Consider the following 14,018-nt stretch of genomic DNA (forward strand, 5'->3'; position numbering starts at 1 on the left):
TATCTCATCAACTAACTGCAGTTTGAAGGCTAAACTGTAATCTTTCTGAGTCCGCTTAGGTACTCTGAATTGTCCTTTGTTCATTATGGCTACACTGTTTTTGTGTCAACCTTTTTTAGGACGAGGCAGTCCTAAATGTTTTGAAAGTGGGACTCACATTGGATTGCCCTCTTTTTAATATGGTAGATTAGTTTTTTATTAACCATGTTTTATATATGTGTAAATTCGTTTTCGAAAAACACAGCCATGAAACAAAAAATCGTGCGGATACTATTTGTGCTGCTGGTCAGCTTTTCCAGCCTCATCTCCAATGCACAGAAGCCAGCGTCACCACCTGCCAATTTCAAAAGCAAGATCGCTAACGTGAACGGCATAAAAATCCATTACGTGATCGGAGGAAAAGGCGATGCACTGGTATTAATACATGGTTTCGGGCAGAACTGGTATATGTGGAACCGCTTGTTGCCTGAGCTTTCCAAACACTTTACTGTGATCGCACCCGATCTGAGAGGTTTAGGTGAATCTGAAAAGACAGAAGGAGGTTATGATAAAAAAACAATGGCAACCGATATTCATGAGCTGGTAAAACAGCTTGGATATAGCAAAGCGAGTGTGGCGGGCCATGACATAGGTTTCATGGTGGCGTATGCATACGCGGCGCAATACCCGGGTGATGTAACGAAGTTAGCCTTAGTTGATGCGCTGTTGCCTGGCATAGAGCCTGTATGGACGTCCTATGGACAGAAAGCATGGTGGTGGAATTTCTTTTCCTGGCCTGCTGCTGCCAATGTTGTCACAGGAAGAGAAGAAACATTTATGACCAGTTTCTGGCCAGAGATGGAGTACAATAAAAATTCATTCACGAAAGAGGAAACTGCGGAATTTGTCCGGGCTTATTCTGTACCAGGTTCTATAAAATGCAGCTTTAAATGGTTTGCAGCATTTCCGCAAGACGAAAAAGATAATCTGGAGTTGGCGAAAAATAAGTTGAATATGCCTGTACTCGCACTTGCAGGAGAATACCACACGGCTTCATTTCTTGAAGATCACGTAAAGCTCGTAGCAAATAATGTAAAGGAAGTGACGGTTACTAATGCCAAACACTGGCTGGTACAGGAGCAGACCGAGCAAGTGAAAAAAGCGCTGCTTGATTTTTTTGAATAGATCAATGGTCAATGGTCAATGGTCAATGGTCAATGGTCAATGGTCAAAAAAGTTTAAACTCCTTAAGTTAGGGACTTCGACGCTTTGTGTATTGATCGTTCACCATTGACCATTACAAAAAAAGACCGCACAGACGTACGGTCTCGCGGGAGATATCTTACATACCTCCGTTGGGAGAATAAACGAGGTTATCGGGTTTCCATCTAAATATTTTACTGCTGCTGTATTATTTATTGCGCCAAAGGAACGATCGAGCCTGACTTACGATATATTTCCCTTTAGCGGAAAAATCGTGCATCACTTAGATGCAAAACTTCTGCAACGCAAAGCTATGGCTTCAGAAAATAAAATTTTGTAGAACTATAGCACTAAACCGGAAGCTTTTGATCGCTGATTTCCTAATCCTGGATTTGCAGCGCATGTCTGGCGATCAATTAATGTTTGTACCCTTAAACTTCCCATGTTCGTCAATATATGCGCATCCCCGCATTTATTGCCTACCGATAATGATATATTAATATATAAGTAAATGCATTATATTTATATTGTTATGTTGTTTTTTTCGACGAGCCTTAGCTGATAGCCTTTTTTGAAGTTGACATTTCTTCATTTTAAAGCATGCATGTATGACTCAGTTATTTACCAGATGCGGGTTCGCGTTAATGATGCTGGCATTGAGCACCGCCGCTTTTGCCCAGAAAAAGAAGCCCAATATTCTTGTCATAATGGGCGATGACATTGGTTGGTACAATCCTAGTTGTTATAACAGAGGAGATATGGGGTACCAGACGCCGAATATTGACCGGATCGCTAAAGAGGGCGCATTATTTACCTGCTGGTATGGCCAACAGAGCTGTACTGCAGGCCGTGCGGCTTTTGTGACGGGACAGTCGCCAATCCGTACCGGACTTACTAAAGTGGGTTTGCCAGGGTCGGATATTGGTTTGAGTCCGCTGGATCCCAGTGTGGGTGATTTTATGAAAAGCCTCGGTTACATGACCGGCCAATTTGGAAAGAACCACCTTGGAGATCTCAATAAATTTTTACCGACAGTACATGGCTTCGATGAATTTTTCGGGAATCTCTATCACTTGAATGCGGAAGAAGAACCGGAAAATGAAGACTATCCGAAAGATCCTGCTTTTCGCAAAAAATTTGGTCCGCGTGGTGTGATGCATTGTTATGCCACTACTACCGACGACGCGACAGTAGATCCTGTATATGGCAGAGTAGGTAAGCAGCGGATAGAAAATACCGGTGCACTTGATACCAAGCGTATGGAAACGATTGATGACGAATTTACCAGTGCCGCCAAAGACTGGATGAAAAAGCAAGTGCAGGCAGGCAAGCCATTTTTCTGCTATTATAACTCGACCCGCATGCACGTATTTACCCACCTGAAAAAAGAAAGTCAGGGGAAAACAGGTCTGGGTATAGAAGCTGATGGTATGGTGGAACACGACGGGCACGTTGGCGAGCTTCTGCAATTACTGGATGAGCTGGGCATTGCCGATAACACAATTGTAGTGTATACTTCGGATAACGGTGCGGAAATGATGAGCTGGCCTGATGGTGGCAGCACACCTTATCGCGGCGAAAAAGCAACCAACTGGGAAGGTGGGTATAGAGTGCCTACGTTGATCAAATGGCCAGGTGTGATTAAACCCGGAACTATTATCAATGATTTCTTTTCGCATGAAGACTTTATTCCAACATTTGCGGCTGCCGCAGGCGATACTAGTCTGGTAAGTGAAGTGGCCAAAGGCTACAAAGTGGGCGATAAGAATTTTAAAGTACACCTCGACGGATATAATCTGATACCGTATCTCAAAGGTGAGACTAAAACATCTCCGCGTCAGGAATTCCTTTACTGGAGCGACGATGGCGATCTTTTTGCGATCCGGGTGAAAAACTGGAAAGTCTCTTTTATTGAACAGTATGCCGAGGGATTGCATATATGGGATAATGATTACACAAGATTACGGGCACCCAATCTTTACAATTTACGCGCCGATCCTTTTGAACGTGCCACTTATTCTTCCTGGTATCCCGATTGGAAAGCACATCGCATGTTTTTATTTGTGCCCGCGCAAGTCATTGTGGCCAAATGGCTGAGCAGCTTCAAAGAATTTCCAGTCCGTCAGAAACCTGCCAGCTTTAATCTGGATGACGTAATGCGTCAATTGACGGAAAACAGCAGCAGTCGTAATTAATAACGTTTAATTCGGCGGCCATAAAAATGAAATGGCTGTCTTTCTATCACTATTTCTTAATCCAAAATATAATCTTATGATTCTGAAAAACATCAGACGAATTGCAGTGGTATTGCTGTGCTGCTTTGCATTACTGAGCGCGCCGCATGCAAAAGCGCAACAGGCAGTCAACGAATTGGCACAAGCGATGACCGACGATCTGGGGTATTTAAATCTTACTGCTGATCAAACAGCGAATGCGCTTGGTATGAATAAGATGGCTGCATCTTCGTTGGTTCAGCTAGGTGTCAAAGCCCAAAATGATACTACATTCCGTGGTCCCGCTTTGTTTAAGCAAATACTCTTTGTAATGAAAACACGGAACGATGCTTTGAAAAAAATGCTTACACCGGATCAACTGAAAAGCTGGCAGGAACACCGTACCGAACAGCTTGCAGATCTGCAGACAGAAATGATGATCGCGCAACTGGATCTTACTAATGAACAAATACCAAAAGTGTATGACGTCAATCTGAAATTTGCCGGGGAACTTATGGGAAATGTGGACAAGATGCAGAGCTCCAAAAACAAAATGCAGAAATCCAAGGTCTCTAAAGAAATGAAATCTGATTCCAAAGCCAAAGATGAGGCGATGAAACCGATTCTCAGCGCTGATCAGTATGATGTTTACATGGCCAATAGAGAGGCTATGAGACAGTATCTGAAGGAAACCATGAAAAAGAAATAGTCTACCCCCAAACACACAAACACCTATGAAGAGAATCGTAAGCATTTTGATCGCTGCAAGCCTCTTGACTGCATGCGGACAAAACAATGGATCCAAGAACACAACCTCGGCCGAATCGCCAGCTACCAACGATAGTACCGTTTTAAAAACGGTGAGGGACGCCTATGTATTTGCGCTCCCGTTGGTACTGATGGATATCAGCCGCAGGCAACTGACGGATGGCGCGGGTAAGTTTAAGGTGCCTGAAAATAAGTTTTACCATATGTCGCAATTTCCGGATGCGAATTTCCGTGATGTAGTTCGTCCCAACGGTGATACTTATTACTCCTCGGCGTGGCTCAATCTCGCTAAGGAACCTTTGGTACTTACCGTCCCGAATACCAACGGGCGCTATTATATGTTGCCGATGCTGGACGCTTATACCAACGTATTTGCTTCACCGGGTAAACGAACAACAGGAACCGATGCTGGTAATTTCCTCGTTACAGGACCCCTATGGACGGGCACCGTTCCCGAAGGAATGAAACAGATCAAAGCACCTACAGATATGGTTTGGATCATTGGCAGAACGCAGGTGAACAGCAAAGAAGATGGCGAAAAAATAGTACAGCCAATTCAGAAACAGTTTCAGTTAACGCCGCTCAGTGCCTGGGGTAAACCATATACCGCGCCTGCGCCGGTGACGGATCCTGCCCTGCCAAAAGGCAGTCCGAATGAAGTGGCAGAACAAATGCCAGTTGATCAGATGCTTAATTATGCGAATGATCTGATGGTGACCAACCCGCCTGCGGAAGCGGATAAAGCAGCAATGGATCAGTTTGCAACAATTGGTTTCGGCCCGGGTAAAAAGTTTGATCTGGCGAAATTGCCTGCTGGCATTACAGATGCTGTGAAAGGAATTCCAGCTGCAACATTTAAAACAATTAATGACAAACTGGGTGACGCCAAAGCTGGTACTGGCTGGAGTCCGGTGATGAAAACCGGCATCTATGGTACCGATTATATGCAACGCGCATTCATTGCAGTATTGGGGCTCGGCGCCAATTTGCCGCAGGATGCGATTTATCCTTCTTGCTCGTTTGATGCTGATGGCAACAAGCTGGACGGCGCTAATAATTATGTAATCCATTTTGATAAAGGCAAAACGCCTCCGGCAAATGCATTCTGGTCATTGACAATGTACGATCCCGCAGGTTACATGACTGCAAATCCGATCAATCGTTTTACGATCGGCGATCGCAGCGGCTTGAAACCAAATGCAGACGGTTCTGTTGATATTTACATTCAACACAGCAATCCGGGTAAGGAAAAAGAGTCGAACTGGTTGCCGGCACCGGAAGGAAATTTCAATGTAATGATGCGTGTTTACTGGCCGAAGGATGAAATGATCAATGGGTCGTGGACGCCTCAGGCTGTGAAGAAAGCGTAAATAGTTGGAGGGTGTAGGTGGTAAGTTTTAAGTTGTAGGGTCTTCTAATGGCATTTATTACTTATAACATAGTACTTACAACTCAGACGTACAACTTACCATTCACAAGCTTACTGCCGGATCGGCAAACACACCAAAACGGTTGTTCCTTTTTGTTCGGTGCTGCTGATATTCATACGGCCATCCATTTGATTTATGATATGGCGGGCAATCGAAAGCCCGCCTTTAAACGTTCCGGTGAGTGGTTGATTCAATAAATTCAGCTGTTCTGGCTCAATGCCGCAACCTTCGTCTGTTATCTGAAAGAACAGTTCCTTGCCTGAAACGAAACAGTGCAATGAGACGCTCTTCCCGGGCGGTGTATGTCTGATGGCGTTATCGAGGATATTGTGGAGCAGTCGTGTGAGTTTTTCCGGATCTGCCAGCATATATACGGGCACATCGTCACTGATTTGAGCGGTAAACAAAACTTTGCGTTGCTGTGCCAGTTGGTAGGTATAATCTGTGAGTGAATGGTACCAATCCGTAATCTGCAACGATTCTTCTTTCAGCAATTCGCGAATGCTTTCTCCCTGTGTGGTAGCCTCCAGCAAGCGCAGGGTGGTGGAGAGCAACTGCGTGCTTACATTTTTTAGTTGTGGTGTAACGTTTTGAAATCGTTCCGGGTCTTTTTCCAGCAGGTTCAGATAGCTGAATAATTGCTGCAACGGATGCTGCAAATCGTGTATATAACTATAAAATAAATTCCGGTCGGCTGTAATTACGTTGAGTTTTTCCGTTGCCAGTTCTGCAATTTCAGCCTGTTTTTCCGCATTCTGATTAACGTCTTTATTCGTGACGATAAAAATATAAGACACTGTTGCAATGATCAGCAGCATGGGCATGATCATCATTATGATCCGGTGGGCGGCGGTATGCGCCAGCGCCACAGAAGCAACGATGGTAATATAATAGATCAGGATAATAAGCAGGATATAGCAGCAGATATGGAAAATGAACTTACGCTCACGGATATAAGTACGCGGAGACGTAATACGGAAAGACTTGGTACGGTGCGGCACAGTAGTAGTTTTCGGAAAACAGTTAGTGATTGCTATAGTTGCTGCGCCGCTACCTGCCCAACTATAGCCTGATCCCACAAAAATAGAACAGTTTTTTGTATCGCCCAATAAGCGAATGTGTACGTTTTTAGTAGCTGACGTCTATCAACGGTTGTTCCATAAACTTTGCGAAGCTTTTTGCTTTTGTAGCAATGGCCCGTTTTTGCGTTTCTGTATAGGTATGGAAAGATTTGACGCTGACGTGCAGTCCGTCTTTCTCTAGGGAACGTCGCCAGACGCCGGTAATGAGTCCGTTGGTAATGATGGTTGGATTAAATAATCCGTTTTTGCCGATCGCATGTGGACTATGTTCTTTTTCCAGAATCAGATTTCGATCGGCATATGCAAGAAGGTATTCTTCGAAGCCTGCTAATAGAAAAGTTCCGCTGGCGCTTTTGGGCGAGACGAGGTTGCTGTGCATCCAGTAAGATTGTCCGTCAACGGTTATTTCTTCCAGCGTTGAAGCGATCATGCCTATCGTCGTTTTTACCTGAGTAAGCGTTAATCCCGACCACCAGGCAAAATCCTGAGTAGTGGCTGGTCCGTGGCTGGTAAAATATTTCAGGGCTAATGAAGCCATTGCTTCTTCCTGTGTTTTTTCCGGAGTTGGTTTAATCCATTCATCCAGTAGTGTAAAGGTAAATTCTTTATTACGGCGTGCGCCAAAACAGATAATGCCGTTGAGTGAAGCCCGCAGCAGAATAAAGGAAAGACGCATATCACCGGTCGCAATACCTTTCTTTTCCAATAAGTCTGCGATCTCTTTTCGTGTCAGTTGTTTTCCGCCTTCCATCGCTTTGGTAAGTAGCTTAATGCTCTTAGTCATCACGGTAGCATCCAATCCCAGCCGGTGATAATGGCTCGCATAGAGGGAAGTCATCCGTGCAGAAGCCAGTTGCAAAATCCAGCGTACGTCTGCTGCCGAAGCAATATGCAAGGTGCCACGCAACGCCCAGGTGCGCACAATAGAGCGATTGTTCAGCGCAGCTTCTATATCAGCATCTGTACTTCCTTCTAGTCTTGATCCGATCGCCCATTTAGCGGCGGCATAATCCTGTGCCTGTACCACACCTAATTCAGAAACAATAGCAGCCGGCGTTTCGTGCACACGTTGTGATATATGCAGGTTGTGTAAACGGAATTTTATGAGGTCAGATGTTTTCATAGAAAATCAAAATTCAAAAATCAAAAGTCAAAAATGTTGAAGACTTCTTCGTGTTTGTCGACGGTAGGAGACATCCCGCGTAATGTGTATCCCACTCGCGTTTGTCATTCACTCATTCTCTTGCAGTTTGCTTCGTCCCTCGCAATGACGTAACGTGGGGTACTCACCACTGACCACTCACGAGTTACTTGTGTTTGTCATCCTGAGCGGAGTCGAAGGATTAACACTTATGTTTTCCTCTTGGCATTCATAACTGACACCTGATTGCGTCTGTGATCGCCCGCACTTTGTCCTTCAGCGCCTGCGGTTGTATAGGTATTGCAACATCCGCAAACATCATATACCAACGTGTAAAACCTTCCAGATACGGCGTCATAAAAGTCATTTCCACCCAGCCATTTTCCTCTGTCTGCGAAACAAAGCCGTTATTATATTTCTGCATTTCAATATGCGGCATCGCATCCTTGCGCACTTTAATGATGATCGTCTGCAGATCGTTCCGGTCTTTAAAATACTCTTTCAGGTAATCTTTCAGCGTCATGTGCTGTCTGGCGAATGATTCATCTGTAAGCATCAGCCGTGAAATACGATCCAGCCGGAAATCGCGGTAATCGTTGCGCAGCTGGCAATAAGCGATCAAATGCCAGGCATTTTCAAAATAAACAACTCCTACTGGTTCTATATTTCTTTTGGAATGTTCCTGTTTGTAATTCGCAAAATAATGAATGGTGATCACGCGTTTTTCGCTCACGCTTTTCAATATCGCCTGCAATGCATTTTGCTCCGGTGGCTGTTGTTTTAAATGCTTATTACGTTTGATGACCTCGATGTGGTTTTCAATATTTTCGAGGAAATCTTTTTCGGTTGAGCGAAGCACGGATTTGATCTTGTACATCGCCGATTTGTAATTGTCCCCGTTTACAGGATCGGTTAGTTTCTCCACCAGTTTTTCCGCAGTGAGAAATGCCGTCGCCTCTTCTCGGGTAAACATTACCGGTGGCAGGCGGTAACCATCCATAATAGAATAGCCAATGCCCGTTTCGCCGATAATGGGAATGCCGGCTTCTTCCAGTGTTTTGATATCGCGGTAAACCGTACGCAGACTGATTTCAAAGCGATCGGCAATATCCTGTGCCTTCACCACTTTTCGAGATTGTAACTGTATCAAAATAGCCGATATCCGGTCGATGCGATTCATCCTGCTAAATTACGGGAATGCAAAGTCAAAATTCAAAAGTCAAAATTCAAAAAAGCCGCAAGACAATGGACAAGAGCAGTCTGCAACTGGAGGTTTTGACTATTTAATTTATTCCGTCAATCCCATCTGCAGTGCAATTTTCACCAAAGCAACGGTATTCTTGGCGCCAAGTTTCTGGAGAATATTAAAACGGTGGTTTTCGACGGTGCGTGGACTGAGAAAAAGCTTGTCGGCAATTTCCTGTGTGCTGCATTCGTCTACGATAAACTGAAGAATTTCTTTTTCGCGGCGCGTCAGTTTTTTGGGTGTATTACTTGTCGCTTTCTGATCGCGGATCATGAGATTAAGCACCTGATCTTTCACCGTCGGGTCGAGGAATAGTTTTCCGGAGGCGACTTCTTTTACTGCTTCTACTAAGATCGGCTGACTGGTAGTACTTTTCAGCAGATAGCCCATACAGCCATGCTGCATCATTTCCCGGATTTGAAACGCAGAGCCTTCTCCCGAAAGAATCAGGATTCGTTGATCGGGGTATTGTTTGAGAATATTGAGGGCGAGATCACTGCCATTATTATCAGGCAGGTGGATGTCGAGCAGCAAAACATCAGGTTGCTGATGTCTGAGTGCTTCAAGTAATTGTGCTCCGTTTGTATAGGTTCCGGTTACTTCAATGTCTTTATCCGCTTCCAGCGCTTCTTTTATACCCTTGATGAGTAATAGATGGTCATCAGTAATGATTACCCTTATTGGCATAATTTGTTCCACTTAACAATGAATGAATTTCAAACTCAAGATAAACAGTAGTTCCGTTATTGTTTGATATATCTATTTGTCCGGCGAGTGAACGGACTCTTGTACGAATACTTTCCAGCCCCAGGCCTTGCTGAACGGCAGTGCGGGAAATCCCGATGCCGTTGTCTTCAACGGTAATGCCCAGCAGGCCATTCCAACAACTGATCTGCACCAGTATTTCCGTTGCCTCTGCATGTTTCACCACATTCTGCAGTAGTTCCTGCACCATCCGGTAAAGCGACAGGCTTACTTCTGGCGGCAACGAGGGGACGGTTCCTTCCTGCTGAAAATCAATATCGATTGCACAGCTTTTTCTGAGCTTATCACAGAAAATAGCCACCGCATTGTTGAGCCCGCTTTGTAAAACAGCATCAGGAATAAGGTTGTGGGCCATTTTTCGAACTTCGGTTGCAGTATCGTCGAGCTGCGTAAGTGTATCGTTAAGTTCGTCTGGCTGAATGCCTTTTTCGTTGCGATTGCGCAACATGTTGAGCCCAAGTTTTATGGTAAGCAATTGACTGACTACACCATCATGAAGTTCTTTTGCAAGACGGCTTCTTTCAGATTCTTCGCCTTTAATCTGTGCCCGTAACTGGCTTATTTCTTGAGTTTGCCGCAGGTTATTGATTAATGATTCCTGCAACAGACGAGCTCTTTTGAAATTCCGGTAGAAGCTGATCATCGCTGCAACAAGCAATCCCGATATAATGGTCACGGCCCATATCCAGATATTTCGCTGACGGATACCGTTTTCTTGTCGTTCCAGAACCAATTGTTGTTGTGCAAGCTGCTTATCTTTTTCAGAAGCTTTATACTTGGAATCCAGCTCGTAACTCAGTTGTTTGTTGTCTGCGTTATCAAGACTATCGGCGAGCATATAGCTTCGGTCCATGTATTGGAATGTGGATACGGCATCGCCGGATTGCGCGGCAATTTTTCCCAGCAAATAATTAAGTACCTGCTGATGGCATGCATAACCCGTTGCCTGGGCCTGCTGTAAAGCATCCGTCAGGTAAGGTTTGGCAGCAGCATATTTTTTCAGATCAATCAGTGTCGCGCCGTAATAAAGATGGGCACTTATGGCAAGATAGCTTGGTAGCTGTTTGTCATTGGCTATCACATCACTTAAATAAGCGATGGCTTTTTCTGGTTGATGGTTGCGTTGGTAATAATTACCGATGTTGACCGCTGCTGTTTGCGTCTGGATTTTATCGCCCAGTTTGCGCGCCAGTTGAAATGAACGATCGTAATAAGTCAGCGCTTTTGCAGAGTTGGGGTGAATAGACGAATAAAATCCGCCCCAGTTATTCAGAATCCGGATCAGCGAAATCGTATCATGATTTGCCAGCGCTTCTTTTTCTCCATGCTGTAAATAAAACAGCGCCTGATCTTCCTGCTTCATGGCAATCCACAAACAGCTGATGTTTGTGTATAGCTGAGACTTGGCCTTCGGACTCATCATATTGCTGGTTTCAATTTCCTGCAATGCTTTGTAATAAAAATAGGCTGCCTGCGGATATTGACTTCTGAAATAATAATAACTGCCCAGTTCGTTGTATATTTTTCCTTTTAATCCCCGATCGTTGGAAAGTCTGATGGAATACAACAGTGAGCGTTCTGTATAATATAATGTGCTGTCGTAAATACCTTTCATCCGGTAGAAAGCCGCTATGCGAAGGAAGCTATAGGCAATGCCATAGTTGTAGGCACCCGCCTGACTGGCGATCAGTGCCTCGCGGTGAAAAAGCAATGCGCTGTCTGAAGCTTTGAATTCATACTTTTTCCCTTGCTCTATCAATTGTAAAATAGCGGTAGTATCCGGTGCAAACCGGTAACTCACACCTTCTTTAAGGGGCGTGCCGGACTGGCCGCGAACGAAAAAAGGAACCAGCAGAAACAAATAGAGTACTGCGGACAATCTCCGGAACGCTGCCGGAAAAAGGGGTCTTATGGATATTGGTCCCGTCATTAATTTTGGGGAGGTTCAGCTAAATATAAGTATTTATACCTATAAACCTGCGCTTTTACTCATTTTCTAAATTGAGTAACGGCACGCTTACATAACAATAGGACAGCAGATAATTTTGATAAGGTTGGTAAATGGTGATAACAAACCGTTTAGCACCACTCTAAATGTACCTGCAAAGCTGTGTTCCGATGAAAAAAATCCTCTTGTTGTTGCTGTGTTTTTGGTGCACATTGCCGGTCTTTGCCCAAAAGGAAAATAATAAATGGGCTTTTGGTTCCGGCGGTGGATTGGATTTTAATAATGGCGCGCCTGTTCCTTTCCAAAACAGCATGGTTGCCAATCAGGGTTGTGCATCTGTGGCTTCGCGTACAACCGGTCAGCTTTTGTTTTATACCAATGGGCTCAAAATCTGGAACCGGAATAATCTTTTGATGCCGCACGGCGCGGGTATCACCAATATCCCTTTTGTAGATTTTGCCGCGCAGAGTTCCATGATCGTGCCGGTGCTCGATGATTCAAATAAGTACTATGTTTTTTCGCTTGGTGGAAATGGCAATGCCGGTACACCTTGTATATTGACCTATTGTGTAGTGGACATGACGCTCAATAACGGTTTGGGCGATGTCGTGACAGCTCAGATGGACATTCATCTGGCAGATAATCTGGAGGAAAAAATGACGGCAATAGCGGGAGATAATTGTGATGTATGGGTGCTGGTTTATTCCCGGGATTTTAAATTCAAAGCATTTCAGATAACCCGTACAGGTGGCGTTAATCCCACGCCGGTCGTGTCGCAGACGGGGTACCAGTATTCGCAGGCGGCTACGCAAATTTCTTTTGGCATTATGAAGTCTTCGCCCGACCGGCATAAGATCGCTATGACAACCACGTTTGGTAACGTAGCGGGCTATGGTCCGGGTGCGGAAGTGTTTCAGTTTGATCCTGTAACAGGTAACGTTTCCAACCCGGTTTCACTCGACGGCGATGAATATTTCGGTGCTTGCTTTTCTCCTGATAACACAAAACTGTATCTCTCTGTCTTCGTTTTTGGTAGTGGTCGTTATGTGGTACAATATGATGTCAACACCTGGACTGCAACCGTGATTAATAGTTCGCAGAATGTAATTGATCCGCATACCGGTTCCGGCGAGGATTTGCAGTTGGGGCCTGATGGAAAAATTTATCTCGCCCGTTTACTAAAAGATTCACTGGGCATCATTCATAATCCAAATGCTGCCGGTACAGCCTGTAATTATCAGCGCAGCGGTATGGCTATTATGCCAAATACAGTTGCACGGGGTGGTTTGCCTAACAGAGTTGTATATCCTTTGCCACCCGATACCGTTTTGGTTACCAGCGATACATTTCTTTGTTCCAATAAACAAGATACAATCACACTGCTGGCGCAAAGTGGCTACAGTAGCTATTGGTGGAATGACCAAAGTACCGACACGTTTAAAAAAGTTTTCGATGCAGGTCAATATACTTTGCTGAACTATAATTATTGCCATTCGCGCAAAGACAGTTTCACCATCAGAAAGATCAACGTTGATTTCTCATTAGGTAAAGACACCGTATTCTGCAATGATAAACCGGTAACGCTGCAAGTTTCAGATGTAGATAAAAATGCTTCGTATTTATGGCAGAACGGTAGCACCGGCGGTCAATTGACCACCAATCAATCTGGGGAATATACAGTGACGGTAAAAGCAGAAACCTGTGTACAAACGGATAGCATCCATCTTGATTTTGTGAGCTTGCCCGAACAAACATTACATGATATAACAGAATGCGAAGGACAAATGGTAACGCTGGATGCCCAGACCGTTGCCGGTGCATCGGTGTACTGGAGTACGGGTGCAACATCCACATCGCTGCAAACCAAGGCTGCCGGCGTTTACACGGTAACGGTAGAGAAACTTGGTTGCACACAAATGGGTACGATGACACTTGCTTATGATCCTTTTTGTGATTGTACCTACAATGTGCCTTCCGCGTTTTCTCCGAACAACGACGGTAAAAATGATCATTTCAGAATGAATACCGTGGCCGGCTGTCCGGTGCATGGTTTTGCGCTGCAGGTTTTTGACCGATGGGGACAACTCGTATATGCCGGCACAGATGATAAGACCGGCTGGGATGGAACAATCGACGGCAGTCCTGCACCATTAGGCGTTTACATGTACACGATAAGATTTGAACTAGGTACAAGAAATAAACTAATAGAATTAAAAGGAGACATTACCCTTATACGCTAGAAC

General features: G+C 44.6%; 10 protein-coding genes. 5 read left to right on the forward strand and 5 right to left on the reverse strand.

Annotation, left to right across the window (positions count from 1 at the left end; translation table 11 throughout):
- The first annotated feature begins 246 nt into the window (after positions 1-246).
- The 4 genes from DN068_RS20755 (at position 247) to DN068_RS20770 (ending at position 5,533) form a co-directional block, all read left to right on the forward strand.
- Positions 247-1,164: an alpha/beta fold hydrolase gene (locus tag DN068_RS20755; RefSeq protein WP_111000976.1), complete on the forward strand. Its 918-nt coding sequence runs from the start codon at positions 247-249 to the stop codon at positions 1,162-1,164.
- A gap of 626 nt (positions 1,165-1,790) precedes the next feature.
- Positions 1,791-3,377: an arylsulfatase gene (locus DN068_RS20760; protein ID WP_111000874.1), complete on the forward strand. Its 1,587-nt coding sequence runs from the start codon at positions 1,791-1,793 to the stop codon at positions 3,375-3,377.
- Between the two features lie 76 nt (positions 3,378-3,453).
- A complete protein-coding gene (locus DN068_RS20765) occupies positions 3,454-4,104 on the forward strand; it encodes a hypothetical protein (protein WP_111000875.1) in 651 nt (216 codons plus the stop codon).
- A 25-nt stretch (positions 4,105-4,129) separates the two neighbouring features.
- Positions 4,130-5,533 carry a DUF1254 domain-containing protein gene (locus DN068_RS20770; RefSeq protein ID WP_111000876.1) on the forward strand — a complete coding sequence of 468 codons (1,404 nt, stop codon included), beginning with the start codon at positions 4,130-4,132 and terminating at the stop codon, positions 5,531-5,533.
- Between the two features lie 110 nt (positions 5,534-5,643).
- Here the strand turns inward: DN068_RS20770 and DN068_RS20775 are convergent, their stop codons facing one another.
- From DN068_RS20775 to DN068_RS20795, 5 genes are all read right to left on the reverse strand, one after another.
- A complete protein-coding gene (locus tag DN068_RS20775) occupies positions 5,644-6,672 on the reverse strand; it encodes a sensor histidine kinase (protein WP_123985437.1) in 1,029 nt (342 codons plus the stop codon).
- Positions 6,673-6,721: 49 nt separating this feature from the next.
- On the reverse strand, positions 6,722-7,798 hold the full coding sequence (locus DN068_RS20780; protein ID WP_111000878.1) for a winged helix DNA-binding domain-containing protein: 1,077 nt from the start codon (positions 7,796-7,798) through the stop codon (positions 6,722-6,724).
- Between the two features lie 247 nt (positions 7,799-8,045).
- A complete protein-coding gene (locus tag DN068_RS20785) occupies positions 8,046-8,996 on the reverse strand; it encodes a helix-turn-helix transcriptional regulator (RefSeq protein ID WP_111000879.1) in 951 nt (316 codons plus the stop codon).
- A gap of 108 nt (positions 8,997-9,104) precedes the next feature.
- Positions 9,105-9,749 carry a response regulator gene (locus tag DN068_RS20790; protein ID WP_111000880.1) on the reverse strand — a complete coding sequence of 215 codons (645 nt, stop codon included), beginning with the start codon at positions 9,747-9,749 and terminating at the stop codon, positions 9,105-9,107.
- A complete protein-coding gene (locus DN068_RS20795; protein ID WP_111000881.1) occupies positions 9,724-11,757 on the reverse strand; it encodes a tetratricopeptide repeat-containing sensor histidine kinase in 2,034 nt (677 codons plus the stop codon). Before DN068_RS20795 ends, DN068_RS20790 begins: the two co-directional genes overlap by 26 nt.
- Before the next feature lie 188 nt (positions 11,758-11,945).
- On the opposite strand from DN068_RS20795, the gene DN068_RS20800 reads away from it, so the two are divergent.
- Entirely contained in the window at positions 11,946-14,015 is a 2,070-nt protein-coding gene (locus DN068_RS20800) for a gliding motility-associated C-terminal domain-containing protein (RefSeq protein WP_165836476.1), read from the forward strand.
- Positions 14,016-14,018: the final 3 nt, after the last annotated feature.

The sequence above is a fragment of the Taibaiella soli genome (assembly GCF_003236175.1).
In the GTDB taxonomy this organism is placed as follows: domain Bacteria; phylum Bacteroidota; class Bacteroidia; order Chitinophagales; family Chitinophagaceae; genus QKTW01.